Annotated in this window: 15 protein-coding genes; 3 read left to right on the top strand and 12 right to left on the bottom strand. The window is 63.9% G+C overall.

Translation table 11 applies throughout. The features are described 5' to 3' along the window. The first annotated feature begins 455 nt into the window (after positions 1–455). Both KZ686_RS15980 and KZ686_RS15975 read left to right on the top strand, forming a co-directional pair. On the top strand, positions 456–1,637 hold the full coding sequence (locus tag KZ686_RS15980) for an HNH endonuclease signature motif containing protein (protein ID WP_223819648.1): 1,182 nt from the start codon (positions 456–458) through the stop codon (positions 1,635–1,637). A gap of 105 nt (positions 1,638–1,742) precedes the next feature. Next, complete coding sequence (locus KZ686_RS15975) at positions 1,743–2,078, top strand: hypothetical protein (RefSeq protein WP_265634143.1); 336 nt, start codon at positions 1,743–1,745, stop codon at positions 2,076–2,078. Between the two features lie 225 nt (positions 2,079–2,303). On the opposite strand, the gene KZ686_RS15970 is transcribed toward KZ686_RS15975, so the two are convergent. From KZ686_RS15970 to KZ686_RS15925, 10 genes are all read right to left on the bottom strand, one after another. Then, entirely contained in the window at positions 2,304–3,863 is a 1,560-nt protein-coding gene (locus KZ686_RS15970) for an SIR2 family protein (protein WP_150083537.1), read from the bottom strand. Between the two features lie 693 nt (positions 3,864–4,556). After that, positions 4,557–5,417, bottom strand: a complete 861-nt coding sequence (locus KZ686_RS15965) for a phosphodiesterase (protein ID WP_265634140.1) — start codon at positions 5,415–5,417, stop codon at positions 4,557–4,559. Continuing rightward, a complete protein-coding gene (locus KZ686_RS15960) occupies positions 5,414–6,490 on the bottom strand; it encodes an ABC transporter ATP-binding protein (RefSeq protein WP_265634138.1) in 1,077 nt (358 codons plus the stop codon). The genes KZ686_RS15965 and KZ686_RS15960 overlap by 4 nt, the downstream gene beginning before the upstream one ends. Next, the gene (locus KZ686_RS15955) at positions 6,483–7,409 is read right to left on the bottom strand and encodes an ABC transporter permease (protein ID WP_265634136.1); all 927 of its coding nucleotides are present in this window, start codon (positions 7,407–7,409) and stop codon (positions 6,483–6,485) included. The genes KZ686_RS15960 and KZ686_RS15955 overlap by 8 nt, the downstream gene beginning before the upstream one ends. Positions 7,410–7,419: 10 nt before the next feature. Further along, positions 7,420–8,253, bottom strand: a complete 834-nt coding sequence (locus KZ686_RS15950) for an ABC transporter permease (RefSeq protein WP_265634134.1) — start codon at positions 8,251–8,253, stop codon at positions 7,420–7,422. Positions 8,254–8,325: 72 nt separating this feature from the next. Beyond that, a complete protein-coding gene (locus KZ686_RS15945) occupies positions 8,326–9,348 on the bottom strand; it encodes an ABC transporter substrate-binding protein (protein WP_150083542.1) in 1,023 nt (340 codons plus the stop codon). Between the two features lie 86 nt (positions 9,349–9,434). Beyond that, positions 9,435–10,460, bottom strand: a complete 1,026-nt coding sequence (locus KZ686_RS15940; RefSeq protein ID WP_265634132.1) for a LacI family DNA-binding transcriptional regulator — start codon at positions 10,458–10,460, stop codon at positions 9,435–9,437. Positions 10,461–10,767: 307 nt separating this feature from the next. After that, positions 10,768–11,340 carry an OB-fold protein gene (locus KZ686_RS15935; RefSeq protein WP_265634130.1) on the bottom strand — a complete coding sequence of 191 codons (573 nt, stop codon included), beginning with the start codon at positions 11,338–11,340 and terminating at the stop codon, positions 10,768–10,770. A 181-nt stretch (positions 11,341–11,521) separates the two neighbouring features. Next, positions 11,522–13,495 (bottom strand): PhoX family protein, encoded by a 1,974-nt coding sequence (locus KZ686_RS15930; RefSeq protein WP_265634128.1) that lies wholly within the window; start codon positions 13,493–13,495, stop codon positions 11,522–11,524. A gap of 263 nt (positions 13,496–13,758) precedes the next feature. Beyond that, positions 13,759–14,628 carry an IclR family transcriptional regulator gene (locus tag KZ686_RS15925; RefSeq protein ID WP_265634126.1) on the bottom strand — a complete coding sequence of 290 codons (870 nt, stop codon included), beginning with the start codon at positions 14,626–14,628 and terminating at the stop codon, positions 13,759–13,761. 139 nt (positions 14,629–14,767) lie between these two features. On the opposite strand from KZ686_RS15925, the gene KZ686_RS15920 reads away from it, so the two are divergent. Beyond that, the gene (locus KZ686_RS15920) at positions 14,768–16,123 is read left to right on the top strand and encodes an NAD(P)/FAD-dependent oxidoreductase (RefSeq protein ID WP_265634124.1); all 1,356 of its coding nucleotides are present in this window, start codon (positions 14,768–14,770) and stop codon (positions 16,121–16,123) included. Between the two features lie 47 nt (positions 16,124–16,170). Here KZ686_RS15920 and KZ686_RS15915 read toward each other — a convergent pair whose 3' ends face one another. Continuing rightward, the gene (locus tag KZ686_RS15915; protein ID WP_149318282.1) at positions 16,171–16,734 is read right to left on the bottom strand and encodes a YcbK family protein; all 564 of its coding nucleotides are present in this window, start codon (positions 16,732–16,734) and stop codon (positions 16,171–16,173) included. A 48-nt stretch (positions 16,735–16,782) separates the two neighbouring features. After that, positions 16,783–18,360: a L,D-transpeptidase family protein gene (locus KZ686_RS15910; RefSeq protein WP_265635444.1), complete on the bottom strand. Its 1,578-nt coding sequence runs from the start codon at positions 18,358–18,360 to the stop codon at positions 16,783–16,785. Positions 18,361–18,387 lie beyond the last annotated feature (27 nt).

Here is an 18,387-nt window from a genome sequence, read left to right as displayed (position 1 = left end):
ACGAGGGCAGGTTCTTGGGCGGCCTGGAAAAATGCCATCGCACGAGTAGCCCCCCAAGCAATGCCGCGGCCGGCTGTGCGCGGCGGCGGGATTCTCCGATGCGTTGGTGAGTTGCCGAATTTACGGCCGCGAAGTATACGGAGCCCTCAATCGCGCTAAAAAGTCGCAAAACCGTCATGACTTCTAGGTTGGAGGGTCGATGGTTGAATTTCCGCTTCTGGCGTATGCAAACTACTGCTATTGGCCGGCAAACGCCGGGCGAGGCGTTGGTGCTTGTTGGGGAACGCAGAGGTCGATTCAATGGTAATGAGCCCATAGTCGGTCTACCCTCCGGCCGACGTATTTGAGCACATCAGTCTCGTTTGCTAGCCCCGGCCGGCCGCGAACTTTGTGCATCTGCCTGCGCATCTCAAGGCGCACTACTCGATGTGATTACACGCTGCGGATCCTAGTGAATGAACAGATCAATCAATCGCTTTTTCGAAGAGATCGGCATGCCTCTCTACAACGGACGCTGGTCATGGGGCGCTGAAAAGGACCACAAGATCGTCCTTCGAACTTGGGCAGACCAGTGTAACGTTCGTGAGCGGCGCGTCGCCGTGCTCCATCAAAGGACATTAGTGGAGAGCGTATCGGCAGGCCTTGATGAACGCGTACAGCATCTAAAGGCGATATGGCGTGGCGATGTTGCGGCCTACACGGTGATAGCGACAGCCGTTGATCCAAGTTCGCCAGATCGGTCCATCAAGTCGTACAGGGATGCTCTATTTGCCATCGCCTCCCTCGAGGTGGATGACGAGGGTACATTCTATGCCCGCTACTCGAGGGTTCTGGACGCTCGCGATTTCCAGATCGATGCAGCAACCCACCGGACCACTCCGTGCAGCGGCCCGTTCCCCATAGACAAGCAACTGGAGTCGGGGCTGTCATCCGCCACAGTCAGCGAAAAACTTCCGTGCATGAGGGAGTGGCTGATCAACGTTGCCAGGAGTCGCAAGCCGGTGAAATATGCCGAGTTGATGCAGCGATTCGATTTGTGGTACGGAACACTGTTCACGAGCCTGAAGAAGCTCGGTCAAGCGTGCGTTGCCACAAACGAGCCGGTGATCACTGCACTGGTCGTAGACAAGGATACCGGACGATGCTCCAAGGAATTCAAGGAGGTCTTCGGTATCACGGACGATGAGGCCGAGCGCGAGCGCTGCTACGCATACTGGTCGTCCACCGAGCCCAAAGCCGTGCCCGCCGTACCGCAGGGCGAAGCGGACAATGGCATCATGCTGCGAGCTGGTGAAGTCAACGACGATGGGCTTGAAGAAGGTGTCGCTCGGTTCATGAGCGTCGAGGTTCGGCAACAGCAAGCGGCATTCCGGAAGGCGGTATTTTTGGCCTTTCGGGGGCGGTGTGCGGTTTCACGTTGCGACGTTCCCGAGGCCCTTGAAGCTGCCCACCTGGTCGGCCGTGATTGGCGGGCGGGGCATAATAGGGCCGCGGACGGCATCTTGCTTCGACGAGACTTGCACACACTCTATGACCAGGGACTGCTGGACTTATCGGACGGGATTGCCTGTTTCAGCCCACGCGTGTTACACCACTACCAAGATCTTGAGGGCTGCGAGGTCGCTCTCAGACTCTAGGTAATGCAAACGCTGGTGGCGGACCCCAACACTATCCGCTGATCCTACCAGAGTCAGCGGCGACTCCTGACCCGAAGCACTTCCTTCATTTTGTTGCATCGTCTGATGGAGACTTTTCAGTGCGTCCTGCATTATTTGCAGGAATATTTTCCTTTGTTCTTCCCATCCGACTCTACGATAATGAGCGTCACCTGTCTGTCGATCAAAATCGACAGCACATCTTATACTTTGGATCATGGGAAAAACTCGTTGTCTAGTAAATTATTACGCCAATTAGAGCAGGGGAAAGTGCGATCTTTCTGGAAACCCCATCGTACTGAGCGTTTGTGCAATCGACCGTCAATGGCTTTCGCAGCCAAGGGCGGAACTGTATTCGTCCCATCTTTTGCCATGCGCATCCAGAGTTCGACCGAGCCTGCGAGCAACTGGCAGGGCGCTTGATGTTCCAAAAAAGCAAACCGCGTTCAGCAAATATCATAGACGTGCGACGGTACTTCGCCATTTGCGTCTTGATACAAAGGAATGCTTCCGGCACGCCGGCGCGAATTGTGTTTCAAGCTCCGGTGACGTGCATTTGATCTGGTCGTTCAATGCGCTGAAGCCAATCCCTTCCCGCTACTGTTATTCGCGCCGCGGAAGCCTTCGTCGAGCGCTTCCGCAAAGCGTTCATTCCCAACCATACATCGCACGATCGTAGAGACAAGCCAGCTTGCGAAACGCCGTAGAGTAGGCGCCCGTGGCGAATCGGTCCGAATGTTCCGCCAGGAACTTCTGAATTTCCGGATAGTCGTCGCGTGTCCATTGTACGAAAGGCAAATATTGCGCGACGATTTCCGGCGTAAGCCTTCCGATCATCTCGGGAACAGATAGGCCGCGATAGTTCCGGCGAAATCCCTTGCTCAGTGCTTTGGTTTGAAAGTCGATCGGCGACAGGTTGACATACTTGTCGGCATCAAAGCCCGATGCCCGATACTGTTCAGAATTGTTGACGCCGGCTGCTCGCAGTAAGAAGAATATCGGCAGGAATTTTAGGCTTCTGGAAAGTCGCGGCAGTGTTTCGCGCAATACGCGTTCTGCCTCGTACCCCTTATCCCGGTGTATCAAGTCGCTGTAGATGTCGACGGTGGAAATTGCTGTATAACCGACGTCGCCCAGTTGAACACGTTCCTGTTCTTGCCTTTCGGCGGCCACTCCGATGCCGACCACGAATTCGATGTCTTCCTTGCCTTCGACGCTATCCACGTCCACCACGACGAGTTTTCCATGAGGGTCGGTGGTCTTCACCAGTTCGTAGAGCTGCTCCTTGCAATATCTCAGGACGCGCGCCGGGATCTTCCGTTTGGTTGACTCGATTGCTTCGTACACCCCTACGAACGATGTCGCCCGGATCAGCGTGATGGGTATCTGTACCTTGTCCAGGGCGATCATCGTCGGAGACATCGTGTCCTTGCCATCTTTCGAGCGCTGTACGAAGATTAGGTTGTTGTTAAGTTGCTGGAGCTTGTCCTGGCCGATGCAGGCGCAGATCGCGCGAAGCAAAGCGATGATGTTGTCGTCGTTCAGAGAGTAGCCCATGAAGATCACGGGATGCTCGACAAAAATGGTGATCAGTTTCGCCGCGAGATACGCATTTCGCTCGTTGAAATCATGATAGTCGTGCTGCGTGAGAACTAGACTGCGAGGCGTATTGACGCAACCATGAATCTTGTAAATTTCGCCGATCGACTGCGGGTTGGAAAAGAGTAATTCGTCCTGGCCGACATACACCCTATAGTCCGGAAATAGTGACTGCAGAAACGTATCCCAATTCGTGGTGATGATCCCATCTACGTTCAGGCGACTTAGAGCTGCTACTTCATCTCCATACTGACCTTTGGCGTGATCAGCAAGCTTGACGCTCTTTAGATAGTCGCAAATCTCTACGCGTAGCGGTCCAGTACGATCGGCAATTTTAGTTTGGTGCCTTTCCCGGCTCTGTTGATAGTCTGGATGACTCCACCAGACCTCATGGAAGTCGTCGGCCATCAAGCCCGCCACTGTTGCGAGATTGCCGTCGGCGGAAGACAGGTAATACTCGTAGGGTTTGATATGTTGACAGAACCTGCGCAGCAGTCCATCCCAGTCTTCCAAACCAAGATAGCGCCGCGATAGGCCGGAGCCCGCGAAGAGAAAGGGGCCTGAACTGTGTGATTTGAGCAACTGCGAAAGGGAGTCTGCGATCGTCATGGTGCCTTGTAAGTCCGTTACTGCTGGTAGAGGCTTGAATCCGTGCGGTCTGCGCACAACCGCACCTTAGGTGTAGGTGGAACAGATTTGGTGTGCACACCAAATCGGTATCAGAGATGTACCGCGATCGGCACCGCCCCTTGCCGTCGAGCGATCGCACGACAATATCCCGTTCGGCCACAAGGATCGTTAGTGCGTCTTTGTACATGAATGCCGTGTCAGGCGTGCTGTCGCAGTTTACAAACGAGAAAAGGGTCTCAGGTCCTGCTGATCGTGCGTATCTCGTGCGAGCGCGATGACGAGCTCCTCCATTCTATGCACAATTTTTTGCCATTACCGCCAGCATGATTGGTTCGGGGCTATTGTACTCTCGCGAAATCCCAGGCCTAAAGCCTCGGACCTATGCCGAGAGGGTCGAGCTGCATGTTGTGTCTCAGCAGCATTCCCCACTTTCGGAGGGCTGGATTCCGCATGCGGCGATCATGAGAGTGCGTTTGTCATAAATTCAATAGTGTCGTAATGTCTCATGATTGCGAGGCAAAGGGCGGCAATGTGACAGAGAGGGATGCCATGTCTGCTGATGGCCGATAGCGGGCAATGTCCCGTGCAAACCAAGTACTGCTCGCGACCTGAAAAGTTGTTCCGAGAAGCCGCAAACCGCTTGCACCGATCGCCTCCGTTGCCCCTATCCCCTCAATCAATCAACCTCCCCCCCTCATCAAAAAACGGATACACCGGCCCATGATCCCCAATCGGCGCCGCATGGGTAACCAGCCCATGCACCGGATGCCACCAGTGCAGCAGAAACCCCGGCGGTTCCATCCGAAAGCGCGAAGCCGCCTGCGGATCGAGGTCCAGTGCCACCTGATGCGCCGGGCCGGGCGCGGTCATGGCGATGGTGCCGCCAAAGCGCCGGGTGATATGCCGATGCAGATGGCCGCATAGCACGCGCTCGATCTGCGGATGGCGCCGGACCACGGCTTCGAGCAGCGCGGCGTTCTCCAGGCCCTGCTGGTCCATATGGCCGATGCCGGTGTGGAAGGGGGGGTGATGCAGCATCAGCAGCGTAGGGCGTTCCGGGGCGACAGCCAGCGCGGCTTCCAGCCATGGCAGCGCATCCGGGTCCACGCGCCCGCCGCTGTGGCGCGGCACGGTGCAGTCGAAGGCGATCAGCGTCAACGGCCCGGCGTCGATGCGATAGTGCACGGGCGCCTCACCATCGCCCGCAGCGAATAGATAGGCGTGATCGGCGAATACGCGACGCAGCGCTTCCCGGCTGTCGTGGTTACCGGGCATCAGCCGCACCGGGATTGGCAGGGCTTCCAGAATCCCCCGCAGGAAGCGATATTCGTCCTCGCTGCCGAAGTCGACCAGGTCGCCGGTCACCACGACAATGTCGGGACGTTGGGGCAGCGCCAACAGCGTATCGATGCATTGGCGCAGCGCGTCCGCGGTATCCACGCGGCGGTAGGACAGCTTGCCGCCGGCCTTGATATGCAGGTCCGTGATGTGGGCGACGAGGTAGGGCGTAGCCTGGGAAACGGTCTGCATCATGCCGCGCTCCGTGCCGGCTCGGCGGGCACCGTCACCAGATGGCTGGTATCGATGCGCAGGCCGACGCGGTCGCCGGCCGTCCAGCGGTCGCGTCGCGCGGTATCGAGCACGATCGGGGCCGAGGCGCCCACGTCGACCAGCAGCCTGGTCGCATGGCCCAGGAACAGGGCGGTGACGACGCTGCCGGTCACATGGACATCGGGCGCGCCGGGCGCGTCGGTCAGTGACACGTCCTCCGGCCGGAACATCAGCTCGGCCAACGCCACCTCGATGTGTTGCGCCTCACGCGGCAACGCGCCTCCCGGCACGCGCCACACATGGTCGGCCGCGGCCGCCGGCAAGCGGTTCATGGTGCCGATGAAGTCCGCGACGAAGGCGTTGGCCGGATTCCGGTAGACCTCCTGCGGCGTGCCGCTTTGCGCGATGCGCCCCTTGTCCATCACGATGATGCGATCGCCCAGCGCCATCGCCTCCGCCTGGTCGTGCGTGACATAGACGGTCGTGATGCGCAGGCTGCGCAGCAAGCGGTTGATGTCGGCGCGCAGGGCGTCGCGCAGCTTGGCATCGAGCGCGGTCAGCGGTTCGTCCAGCAGCAATACGCGCGGCTGCACGGCAATGGCGCGCGCCAGGGCCACGCGCTGGCGCTGGCCGCCGGACAGCTGGTCGACCCGCCGATTGGCGAAGATGCCCAACTGCATCATGGCCAGCATGTCGTCGACGCGCCGGCGGCGAGTCTGCGCATCGACCTTGCGCACGCGCAGGCCGTAGCCGATGTTCTCCGCCACCGTCATATTGGGGAACAGGGCGTAGTTCTGGAACACCATGCCGACGCCGCGCTGCTCGATTGGCAGATGCGTGACCGGGGCGCCGCCGAACAGCACCTCGCCACCCACATCGGGAAATTCGAGGCCCGCGATCATGCGAAGCGTGGTGGTCTTGCCGCAGCCCGAGGGGCCGAGCAGCACGACGGTTTCGCCGGCGCCGATGTCCAGATCCAGCGGTTCGAGGGCGCGCGTGCCGTCGGGAAACGTCTTGCCGCAGCGGCGCAGCGCGATGGTGGTGGGCTCATGCATGGCGGGGGGCCTCCGTTTGTGGCTGGGGCTGGGACTGCGGCGCGCTGTCCAGACCGACTGGTGGGTTCAGCGAAGTGGTGACGGTGCCGGCGAACGGCACGGGCGTGTCCTGCACAGGATGTCGCTGGGCGCGCGCCCCCATGGCGGACACGATCTGCATCACCACCAACAGCGGGATGATCATCAGGAAGAACACGATGGTGTAGGCGGAGCCGATTTCCAGCCGCATCGATGCATAGCTGTCGGCGAGTCCGACCGGCAGCGTCTGCGTGGTGGGGGTATGGAGCATCCAGGTCAGGTTGAACTCCCCGACCGACAGCGTCACGACCATCAGTGCGCCGGCGAGAATGCCTTGCCGGCAATTGGGCAGCACCACCGTGAAGAATCGCTGCATGCGCGTGGCGCCGAGGCTCGCGGCCGCGTCTTCCAGCGTGCGGATGTCGATGGCGGACATGATGGCCAGTACCGAGCGGACCATGAAGGGCAAGGTGAACAAGACATGCCCGATCAGGATGAAGACCCAGCTGGTGCGCAACCATGGCAGGCCGCCATACAGCAGGATCAGGCCGAGTGCCGTCGCCAGGCCGGGGATCGCCACCGGCAACATCAGCAGCTCTTCGATCAGCCGGGTCACGCGGCTGCGGCGCAGCGCCATGTAGTAGGCGGCCGGAACGCCGAGCACCAGCGTGCAGGCCAGGCACGCCAGCGCAATGCCAAGCGACAGGAAAATGGTGTTGCGGTACAGGCCCCACACCTCCTGGACCCACCGCGTGGTCAGGCCGCTCTCCAGCCCGACGAAGATATTGTTGGTCAGGCCCGCCAGCACGGAGAGGGCCACGGGTACGGTCATGAAGGCGCAGACGGCGAGCGTCAGTGCCAATTGCGCCCAATAGGCATAGCCACGACGGACGGAATTCATGGGCGCGCTCCTATGCGGTGGCGGCAACCGCGTTGCCGGACAGATGCCGAGCCGCCGCCAGCAGGGCCCAGGTCACGGCACCGAGCAGGATCGACAGCGCGGCGGCCATGCCGAAGTTGGCGTAGTTGGTGAACTCGTTGTAGATGGTCAGCGGCAGCACGTCGAGCTGCGTGGCCAGCGTGAAGGCGGTGCCGAACGCGCCCATGCTGGTGGCAAAACAGATCGCGCCGCTGGAAATCAAGGCTGGCATCAGCGCGGGCAGCATCACGTCGCGCACCACGCGCCAGCGGTTGGCGCCCAGCGAGCGGGCCGCTTCCTCCAGCGAGGCGTCGAGCTTCTCCACGGCTGCCATCACGGTCAGGATCACGCGTGGAATGGAGAAATACAGGTAGCCGACGAACAGTCCCGCCATGCCATAGGCGAACGTCCAGCGCTCGCCGGCAAGCAGATCGCCGATCGAAGCGAGCAGGCCGTTGCGGCCGCCCAGCATGATGACCACGAAGCCGATCACCACGCCGGGAAATGCCAGTGGAAAGGTCAGCATGGCAACCAGTACCGACTTGCCGGGCACCGGATGCCGCTGCAGGAAAGTTCCCGCCACGCCGGCAATCGCCAGCGTGACCAGCGTCACCGATGCCGACAGCAGCACCGTGGACAGCAGGCTGTGCAGATAGCGCGGGCTGGACAGCACGGTCCAATAGACGCCGGCACCGTCGTCGCCCGCCACGCTGACCGCCAGCAGCTTGGCCATTGGCAGGCAGAAGAACGCCAGGAAAACGATCAGCGCCGGCAATGCAAAGACGATCAGCGTGCGGGCGTTTGGTGAAGAGGGGCGACGGCGCATGGTGAGGGTGTCTCCAACCGAAAGGAGCCGGAAATAGGGGCTGGCCGGAGCGACGTGCGCCCCGGCGTTGCGTCAGCGCACTTCCTTCAGGTATTGGTCGCTGAAGGCCTTCTGGACTTCGGCCATCTTGCCGTAGTCGATGGTCTTGGCGCGGGCGTAGTCCGAAGCGGGCAGGAAGCGCGCCTCCACCTCCTTGGACACCGCCTTGGCCCGTACCGGCCGCAGATAGGCATTCGCCCACAGCGCCTGCCCGGCGTCGGACAGCACGAAGTCGAGCACCTTGCGCGCTTCGGCCGGATGCGGCGCCTTGTTGACCATGCTCATGACGTAGGGCACCACCAGCGTGCCTTCCTTGGGAATCACGAAGGCGACATTGGCGCGGTCCTTGTAGCGGGCGCGATAGGCGTTGAAGTCGTAGTCCAGCAGGATGGGAATTTCACCGGACAGCACGCGCGCATAGGCGGTCTGCTTCGGCACGATGGGCTGGTTCTTCTGCAGGTCCTTGAAGAATTTCAGCGCCGGGCCGAAATTGTCGAGCGAACCGCCCAAGGCCTGGTTGATCGCCACCGCGCCCACATAGCCGACGAAGGCGCTGGCCGGATCGAGATAGCCAACCATGCCCTTGTACTCGGGCTTCTGCAGGTCGGCCCACGATTGCGGCACCGGCTTGCCGCGCAGCGCATCGACGTTGACCATCAGGCCCAGCGTGCCCGAATGGATCGCGAACCAGTGGCCCTGCGGGTCCTTGAGGCCGTCCGGGATGTCATTCCAGTTGGCCGGCTTGTAGGGCGCCGTCACGCCTTCCTTCTGCGCCTGGATGCCGAACGTCACGCCGTAATACACCACGTCGGCCACCGGGTTGGCCTTTTCCGCGACGATCTGGGCCAGCGACTGACCCGAGTTCTTGTTGTCGTGCGGCACCGTGACGCCGGTCTTTTCCTTGATCGCGCGGATTTGCGCGGCCCAGTCCGCCCATTCCGGCGGGCAGTTGTAGCAGATGGCGGTTTGCGCGGCCGCGGCGTGGCTGAATACGACCGCGCCGAGCGTGGGCAGCACCCAGCGCAAGCGGCGCAGCCAGGACGAAGTCGATTGCATGATGCACTCCTTTTCTAGGTACGACGGTGGTGGAAAACGGCACAAGTCGATGCGAGTGAAGCGCGCCGGTTCGGCTGCGGCGGGCGCTAGGCGGGTGGTCCGACGGTGGCGCCCGCACGTATCGCGTGCGGCAGCAGCGTTGCGCGTGGGGGGCCACGGTCCGGCGCGGCGTTTGCGCCGGCGGCGTTCAGCCGTGCCAGCAGGCATGCCAGCGCGCGGGCACCGATCTCGTTGTTGGGCTGCACGACCGTGGACAGCGGCGGCTCCAGCAGCTTGCCGAGTTCGATGCCGTCGTAGCCGAGCACGGAAATATCGCGGGGCACGGACAGTCCCAGGCGCTTCAGAATGGACATCACGCCGATCGCCAGCATGTCGTTGGTGCAAAACAGCGCCGTGGGCCCGCGCGGCGCGGTCACGAGCCGCCGAATGTGTTCGGCCTCCTCCGGCGTATGCGTGGGCGTGTGGGCCGGCAGCGACAGCGGTGGCAGCGGTTCCAGGCCATGCGCGCGCATCGCGTCCTGATAACCCGCATAGCGTTGCTTGGCGCGGTCCGATGCGGCGAAGGCGCCCGATACCACCGCGATGCGCCGATGCCCGGCGGCGATCAGCGTCTCCACGCCGGCGCGTGCGCTGACGCGGTTGTCCACCGATACCCAGTAGTGTTTGCCGCGGCGCGTCCCCTGGTTGTACGCGAGCACATACGGCACGCGCTCCGCATCGAGCTGGTCCAGCACCGCGCTGCGGGCTGCATCGGCCACCGTCAGCACCATGCCGTCGACCCGATGGCGCAGCAGATATTCGATCCGCTCGCGTTCGCGCGCGGGGTCGTAGCGGCTGGTCACCAGCATCAGCGAATAGCCTTGCGCGAGCGCTGCCTCCTCGATGCCGCGCCAGCATTCGGCAAATACCGCATTTTCCAGCGTCGGCAGCATGACGCCGACGATGCGCGTGCGCTGCGCCCGCAGCTTGGCACCCAACAGGTTGGGGCGGAAGCCGAGTTCGCCCGCCGCCCGCAACACGCGCTCGGCGGTGTCCTGGCGGACCAGTTCCGGATTGCTGAACACGCGCGATGCCGTGGCCAGCGACACGCTCGCCGCCTGCGCAACGTTCATCAGGGTCGCGCCATTGGACGGCGTGGGCGACGCGGACGACGTGGCGAGGGGTGCGGGTTTACGAGGCATTCGGCTGGAACCGGGGTGGGGGGGTAAATGAAAACGTTTTCATTCAAGCCGCAAAAAAACCGGTGTCAAGGACAACCGGTGGTGCGGTGCGCCGCAAAAAAGCCGGCGCGGTCATGCGATCGGCATCGGTGGCCGAACAGGGGCGATTGTGCGCGGCGCAAATGACAGCAGGATGAAACTGGGGGAGGGCCCAGCAGGAAGGCGTTCGGGAAGGCGGCCGGCCCCGGATCTCTTCAGCTCAATTGGCACCGCCCCGCAGCAGACAGCCGTCGAGCACCGGCGTGGTACCCACGATGCCCGCCCCGGTGCACTCGACCGCGACCTTCTGTCCGCGCCGGACCATCGTGGCGCGCGCTTCCACTTCGCAGACCGGCCGAGCGGCGCCGCAGTTCTGCTGTTCCAGCAGGTTCGCGCGTACCGGCTGATCCGGGACGGTCGTGCGGATATCGAGATAGACCCGCGTATCGCCCTCGCGTCGAATCCCGCTGGCCACGCCCTCGACGATGAAGTACGCCCCGCGATAACGTTGGTCGGCGCTGTCGCGATCTTCGCGATAGTCTTGCAGGATCGCGGCCGCCTGGTACACCTGCAGGCGATCGGCGGATCGCGTTGGGTCGATGCTGAACGGTTCGAGTGTGCCGCCGCGGTAAATGCCGCCCGCCGCGCTGGCGGATGGAACCTGCGACGCGTCCGCAACGGCAGAGGAGGCGGTGTCGCTGGCATTGTTCTGGTCGTTGCCCACCAGCCACAGCATGGCGATGACCGCCAATAGGATCAGGGCAATGGCGATTTGTCGGGTCTTGTCAGTCATTGAGGGATAGGTGAAAGGGCCGGCCCCCTCGGGGGGGCACGGCATGCGGGATGCAGCCGAGGGCGACAGTCTAGTCGTCTTTCCTTTCAACATCCGTTTCGCGGTCGCCGTGGCAACCGGACGTCAATAAAAAAGCCCGGGCGTTTTCTCTCGCCCGGGCTTCTTTTGACGCGTCAGAGGCTTATCCCTTCGCCAACTTCACCGAAGTCGCATCGCCCGTGATGTATCCCACTGCCGCCCCAAACCGATCCTTGTAATTGGCCCGAACCAGCGGATCCAGCGTCGGCTTGACGATGTCATGCAACGGCGATTCCCAATCCCCCGGATGCTGGAACGAACTCATGACGTAAGTCCATCCATTGATCTCGTCGACCGCATGCAAGCCGGTCGATTCCGCGCCGGCCGGCGTCGACAACACGCGCGACAGCTTCTTCGTATCGACGTTGTAAGCCCACAGGAAGTTGTTGACGTGGGTATTGCTGTCCTCGCCGATAAACAGCGTGCGCAGCTTTTCCGAGAACTTCAGGTTGTCGGGCGTCGCGATCTTGTCAGGGTTGGCGAAATTGCCCAGCGCGTCCTGCTGCTTGAGCTTGCCGCCACCGAAGTCTTCCGCGATCAGTTCCGGGACGGCGGCCATATCGACCGGCACCCATTCCGAGTTGATCGGCGCGCCGGTGGTATCGGCCTGGCCGCCGCGCAGGTTCTGCGCGTAGACCGCGCCCGAATAGGGACCCTCCACCTTGACGCCGCCTGAGCCGTTCAGCATCGACGATTCGATGCGGGACATCGCGATATAGGCGACCTTGTCGCGCGCATTGATCGTCGTGCCTTCCCACTTGGTGAAGCCCAGGCTGCCGCCCTTGAGCGCCGCGTAGCGGTGCGTCTCGAGGAAGGCCGCGGCCTTTTCCATGCCGGGCATCAGCTTGACCCACTGGAAGCCGCCGTTGAACGGGATGCGGGTATAGCCGGCATCGGCCGGATCGGTGGTCTTGACGTCGAAGATGTCGGTGGCCTGGATGCCGCCGCGCACCAGCGCGCGGATTTCGTCGCTGGTGGCGTGGCCCAGCGGAATCCAGCTCAGCGTGGCCGAGCCCGGGCCGGTGCCCGACGTTTGATTCCACTTGCCGACGTATAGCGTGCCGGACGACAGGTCGCGCGCGCGGTCGGCGATGAACATGAAGGCGCCGCCATTGGTGGCGTCGTCGCCCATCAGCACGGTGCGCTCGTCGGGCGCGACGCAGACCAGCTCATGCGAGATCCGGCCCAGGCAGTAGTGCTTGACGATGGAGCCGGTGCCGTCGGGGTTGACCGTGACCTCGGGCAGATGGCCGTAGTCGTACGGCGAGGCCGCGGTTGGATCGCCGAAGGTGTAGCTGCTGAAGCGCTGGAACTGCGTGTTCGACGCGATCGTGAAGGCGTCCGGTTCGTATTCCTCGCTCGACAGGTGCGTGTTCCACGGCGACAGGCTGGCGCCGCAGGTGATCCACAGCCCGCGCGCCGACGACGTATCGACGTTGTGGTATTTGACCAGCGTCAACTTGCCGGTGGCCGGGTCCTGGTCGAGCGTCAGGATCGCGATCGGCGAGGGCAGCATGCCGTAGGTGGAGGCGCCGGCCTGGTCGCGCGTGGTGTATTCGAACTGCACGACCGCGAACACCGGTTTGCCCTTGACGCCCGGCACGTTGGCGTCCGCCAGCGTCAGCAGCGAGCTGCCGTCGACGCAATCGGAGAAGAACTGGCGCTCGCTGCCGGGCACCGAGCGGTCGACGATCGGCTGGTTGTGGATGTCGAAGTAGCCGCCGGCCACGACGGTGCCGCCCTTGCCGTCGGGCACCTTATCGCCGGTGATGAAGAAGGGCTGATAGGCGAGCTTGTAGGTCTGGCTGCTGCCGTCGCTGAACGAGACCTTCAGCTCGGAGCCGACCGTGGTGGTGGCCATGGCCGCCGGCGCCGCCAGCGTCGGGGCGCTCATGCCGATGAATTCGGCGGTGGTGAAGGTGGCGGTCGGCGTGCCGGGGTTCGGTGCGGTGTCCGCGTCGTCGTCGCCGCCGCAGCCGGCCAGCAGTGCGGCCGAGGCCGAGCCCAGCGGCAGCATCGGGGAGGTGGCGAGGAATTTGAGAATGGTGCGGCGAGATGGATTCGGTGTTGGCTTCATGTTGTTGAAAGCAATCTGAAAGTTCGACGCTGCAAACGACGATGCCCGGCGGGTGGCCGGGCATCGAGTGGGACCGCTCTTCGGAGCGCAGTCGGGATGGTAGGCAGCGTTGATGACAGTTTTTTGACAGCGGGGTGGATGGCCTTCGGCCCGCGCGGTGCCCTCAGTGGCCTCCGTGCCCTCAGCGTCCTTAACGTCCTCAGCGCCCTCAGCGGCGGCAGCGGCCGCAACGCCCTCAGCGCCGGCAGTGCCCCTCAACGCCCTCAGCGCGCATTGACGTCCCGCTCGATCGCGCGTGCCGTGACCAGCAACTGCGGCAGCATTTGCCGCAGCGTTTCCTCGACCGTCCAGCGCGACGTCGACACCGCGATGTTCACCGCGCCGATCGGCTCGCGCTGCCGGTTCAGGATCGCCTTGGCGATCGAGATATCGCCGATGAAGGACTCCTGATCGTTCAACGCATAGCCGCGCTTGCGCGCGGTCTGCAGGGCCGTGCGCAAGTCGGACAGCTCGGTGCGCGTATGCGGCGTCATCGCGCGGCGCGGCACGCGTGCGAGCAGCCGCATCGCGTCGTCGATGTCCATTTCGGCAAGGATCGCGCGCCCCGCGGCGGAGCAGTGGATCGGCAGGCGCGAGCCGACATGCAGATCGACGCTGACGGCACGAAAGCCCGGAAAGCGCACCACATAGACGATCTCGTCGCCTTCCATTTCCATCAGGTTGACGGTCTCTGCAGTGCGGCGATTCAGGTCTTCCAGATGGGGCAGGGCGCGGTCGCGCAGCGAATCGCTGGACAGCATCGCGTGGCTCAAATGAAGCACCTTGCCCGACAGCGTGAATGCGCGGGTCTTCGGGTCCTGGCGCAGATAGCCGAGCGCGGTCAGCGTATGGGTGATGCGCTGCAACGCGCTGCGGCTCAGCGACGCGTGTTGGCAGAGCTCGGTCAGGCCGACCGGGCGACCGATGTCGGCCAGGCGCTCGAGCACTTCGAAGGCCTTGCCGATCGAGGCGATAAAGAGCGGATTGGCGGAGCGGCTGTCGTTGCCGCGCTCATCGCCTAGCTCATTGCTGCGCTGATCGCGATGCCTGCCACCGCCGTTCGCCCCGGCGATCCGGGCCTTCGATCCCCGCACTGCCTTCGCCGTCCCCATTTCCCGATTCTCCCGCCCTGATTTGCCACAGATATCGCATACCGATATCCGCTATTGCGCCCGCGATAGTGAGCCACTTACATTCGAAGCCGTCAAGACATCCACCCATACACCGATTTCCATGGAACATCAGAACGCGCCGATCCCACCGTCCCGCCCGCCACGCGTTGCCGTGGTGGGAGCCGGCATCGTCGGGTCGGCGATCGTGTACGAACTGCAGAAGCGCGGGGCCGAGGTCACGCTGATCGATCGTGACGAGCCGGGGCAAGCCTGCAGCTACGGCAATTCCGGGGCGATCAGCCCGGGTTCGGTCGCGCCGCTGGCGATGCCGGGCGTGCTCGCCTCGTTGCCGAAGATGCTGCTGGACGAACGCAGTCCGCTGTATCTGCCGTTGTCGTATTTGCCGCGGGCCTTGCCCTGGCTGCTGCGTTTTATCGCGTCGGCGTCGCCGCGTCGCGTCGAGCAGGCCGCCGAGCGGCTGCATGCCATCCACGTCAACGCGGTGCAGCGGCATCGGCAGCTGACGCAGGAGATCGGCGCGCCCGAGCTGCTGATGCAGCGCGGCCATCTGCATCTGTATCCCGATGCGGGGGCGCTGGAGAAGGACGCCACCTCCTGGCGCATGCGCAAGGAATTCGGCTACGAGTTCGAGACGCTGGATCGCGCCGGCATCGAGGCGCTGGAGCCCAATGTCGGCAAGCGCTATCAGGTCGGCGTCTTTCTGCAGGATCACGCGACCATCGTCAATCCGGGGCGCTATGTGAAGGCCATCGTGCGGGCGTTCGAGCAACGCGGCGGACAGCGGCGCAGGACCGAGGTGCGCGCGCTGCGGCGCGCGGACTTCGCGGGCCGGCCGCGCTGGTGCGTGGTGGAGGCGGATGACCGCGAGGACGAATGCTTCGACGAGGTCGTGGTGGCCGCGGGCGCGTGGTCGCGCAAGCTGACGGCGCCGCTGGGGCTCGAAATTCCGCTGGAAAGCCAGCGCGGCTATCACGTGCAGTTTCGCGACGCCGCGCGCACCGTAACGCGCACGGTGGTGCTTGCGGACCGCAAGGTCTTCGTCACGCCGATGGAGGAGGGACTGCGCGTCGGCGGCACGGTGGAGATCGGCGGGCTGTCGCGGCCGCCCGACATGCGCCGCGCGGCGATGCTGGAGCGCATCGCGCGCGAGACCTTCGACGGGCTGGACGATCCGGCGCCGGCCCGCTGGATGGGCCATCGGCCCTGCATGCCGGACTCGGTGCCGATCGTCGGGCCGGCGGATGGCCACCCCGGACTGTGGCTGGCAGTCGGGCACGGCCACCTGGGCGTGACGGACTCGGTCAATACGGCGTATCGGATTGCCGATCGGATGTTGGGAGTCGGGATCGAGGCGGAAGGTCGCTCGGTCCCGCCGTTCCCGGAGACGGCGGATTCTACCGCCGCGCCAAGATCCGTTGCGCCCGCCAAGGCGGGGGCGCAGCGTCTTGATCGCTGAAGCGCACCTTCAGGGCCGGGACCGCCGCGCTGAAGGCCGCGTAACGTTCAACCCCAGCGGCGCACGCGGCCGGTGTCGATGTGGATGAAGTTCTCGCTGCGGTAGAAGCCGACGCCGCCGGCCTGCAGCGACACGGCCGCGTCGCGCAGATCGTCGAGCGCCACGCCGGGCAGGCGGATGTCGATCGCCTTGCCGTCCATATGCAGGCTGTGCTTCGCCACGCCGCCGCCGCGCGTCTTGCGCAGGCGCGAATTGGTATTGGGGCTGCGATAGCCGGAGATGACCTGGAACGGGTTGTCGCTGCCCAGCACCGTGCGCAGCTGGTACAGCACGCCGAACAGCTCCGGATCAATGGTGCCGACGTCGCCAGAATAGTGGTCACGCAGGAAGCGATTGAGCCTCAGGTGGGCCTGCGGCAGGACCTGTTCGCCCATCGCGTAGACCAGCGACAGATGCTCGCCGGTGTGGGTGTGGTCGAAGGCCAGCGCGCGGGCGCCCGGCACATTGGCGAGCGCCAATTTGGGCGCCAGGGCCGTCAGGCCGGCGCTCAGCGCCAGGCCGCCAGTGCGTTGCAGGAAGCGGCGCCGTGCCGGATCACGTGAATACGTCATGATGTGATGTTCTAGCTCGTTTGGCTCGATGTTGCTTGTCTCAGGAGGTCAGGGGGGTGGGGCGCTGGCCGCGCGGTTGGCCGGCGGCGTTGCCCTGACGGCCGGCGTATGCGAGGCTCGGCGCGCGGCGCGCTGCTGCAGCGCCTGGCCGAGCACTTTATCCTGGCCGTAAATGTCAGCGAGGAAGTATACCCGTCCATCGGCTCTTGCGATGGCCGTGCCATAAGCCAACGTTACCGGCAAGGGATTGACCAGCGAGACGGTGCTGGCCTTGCCGGCGCCCATCGCCTGCCGGATCCGCTCCTCGGTCCATTCCGGCATGTCCTTGAGCACAAACTTCGCAAGCGCGACCGGATCCTCGACCCGGATGCAGCCATGGCTCAGATCACGCCGGCCACGCTTGAACAGCTGCGGCGCCGGCGTGTGGTGCAGGTAGATGGCCTGGTTGTTCGGGAACACGAACTTGATGTCGCCGAGCGCGTTCAGCGGCCCCGGCCGCTGGCGGATGCGCATCTGCCCGTCCAGCACGGCCTGCATATTGGCCGCGTTCAGCTGCTTGATGACCTCGTTGCCGGCCACGAACTCGAAGCCCTGGCGCTTGAAATAGGCCGGATCGCGCTGCAGCCGCGGAATGATTTCCTTCTGCGCGATCGAGCGCGGCACGTTCCAGTACGGGCTGAACTCGATATAGCGCATGTCCTCCTTGAACAGCGGCGTGCGCGTGTCGAGCGCCTTGCCGACGATCACCTTCATTTCCAGCCGGATATCGAGCTTGCCCTCGTGGAACTCGTAGGCGCGCAGCATGAACTCGGGGATATTGACGACGATCATGCGCGAGCCCTCCGCCAGCGGGGTCCAGCGCAGCCGCTCCATCGTCAGCACGATCTGCCGCACGCGCGCCGACGGCGGCGTATTGAGCTGGGCCAGCGTGGCCGGGCCGATCACGCCGTCCGCTTCGAGGCCGTGACGGCCCTGGAACGCCTTGACCGCGGCCACCAGCGGTCCGGTATAGGTCGCCGGAACCGGTGTGCCCGTGGGCAGATCGCCGAGCGCGGTCAGGCGCTGGGCCATTGCGGCCAGTCCCTCGTAGCTCTTGCCCTCGGTCAGCTTGCCTTCGGGCAGCGCGGGCAGCGGGGTTTTCCAGTGGGGCAGCGTGGCGAGCTGGCGGTAGCGGGCCAGCGCATCGCGCAAGGTGCCATACAGGGGGAACGTCGGCGCGGCTTCGCGGATCGCGGCCGGCAGGCGGTTCGCCGCCAGCGCCGCGCGCAGATAGCTGTCCGGGTCGAACGGCTTTTCCTCGGCGATATTGAAGTTCGCATGGACCTTGCGCGGGTCGACGCGGCCGCGGTGCAGATCGGACAGGTAGCGCTGCATCGCCGCGGTCAGGGCGCCATCGAGGCGATCGGCCGCCTCGGGTGCCAGCGCGGGCCCATTGGCGGCCTTGGCGACGGCGTCGCGCAGCATGTTGGCATCGTAGTCCTCGGCATCGAGGCCGTCGGCGGGTGCATTGACCAACGCGGCCACCGCCTGCTGCGCGGCGGGAGTCGGCTTGCCATTGGCTAACCACAGGGGCTGGGCCAGTGCGCCGGTGGCGAAGCTTGCCAGCAGGGCGGCCAGCAGGACCATCGGCAAGGCGGTCAGCGCGCCGGCATA

The organism is Cupriavidus cauae (assembly GCF_026210475.1).
Taxonomy (GTDB): Bacteria; Pseudomonadota; Gammaproteobacteria; order Burkholderiales; family Burkholderiaceae; genus Cupriavidus; species Cupriavidus cauae.
This window is presented reverse-complemented; position numbering and strand designations above follow the sequence as displayed.

Bases quoted from the DNA above. Each gene is read 5' to 3' on its own strand.
- KZ686_RS15950 (WP_265634134.1), bottom strand. From the start codon at position 8,253: ATGCGCCGTCGCCCCTCTTCACCAAACGCCCGCACGCTGATCGTCTTT.
- KZ686_RS15970 (WP_150083537.1), bottom strand. From the start codon at position 3,863: ATGACGATCGCAGACTCCCTTTCGCAGTTGCTCAAATCACACAGTTCA.
- KZ686_RS15960 (WP_265634138.1), bottom strand. From the start codon at position 6,490: ATGCATGAGCCCACCACCATCGCGCTGCGCCGCTGCGGCAAGACGTTT.
- KZ686_RS15920 (WP_265634124.1), top strand. From the start codon at position 14,768: ATGGAACATCAGAACGCGCCGATCCCACCGTCCCGCCCGCCACGCGTT.
- KZ686_RS15940 (WP_265634132.1), bottom strand. From the start codon at position 10,460: ATGAACGTTGCGCAGGCGGCGAGCGTGTCGCTGGCCACGGCATCGCGC.
- KZ686_RS15955 (WP_265634136.1), bottom strand. From the start codon at position 7,409: ATGAATTCCGTCCGTCGTGGCTATGCCTATTGGGCGCAATTGGCACTG.
- KZ686_RS15915 (WP_149318282.1), bottom strand. From the start codon at position 16,734: ATGACGTATTCACGTGATCCGGCACGGCGCCGCTTCCTGCAACGCACT.
- KZ686_RS15935 (WP_265634130.1), bottom strand. From the start codon at position 11,340: ATGACTGACAAGACCCGACAAATCGCCATTGCCCTGATCCTATTGGCG.
- KZ686_RS15910 (WP_265635444.1), bottom strand. From the start codon at position 18,360: ATGGTCCTGCTGGCCGCCCTGCTGGCAAGCTTCGCCACCGGCGCACTG.
- KZ686_RS15975 (WP_265634143.1), top strand. From the start codon at position 1,743: ATGGAGACTTTTCAGTGCGTCCTGCATTATTTGCAGGAATATTTTCCT.
- KZ686_RS15945 (WP_150083542.1), bottom strand. From the start codon at position 9,348: ATGCAATCGACTTCGTCCTGGCTGCGCCGCTTGCGCTGGGTGCTGCCC.
- KZ686_RS15980 (WP_223819648.1), top strand. From the start codon at position 456: ATGAACAGATCAATCAATCGCTTTTTCGAAGAGATCGGCATGCCTCTC.
- KZ686_RS15930 (WP_265634128.1), bottom strand. From the start codon at position 13,495: ATGAAGCCAACACCGAATCCATCTCGCCGCACCATTCTCAAATTCCTC.
- KZ686_RS15965 (WP_265634140.1), bottom strand. From the start codon at position 5,417: ATGATGCAGACCGTTTCCCAGGCTACGCCCTACCTCGTCGCCCACATC.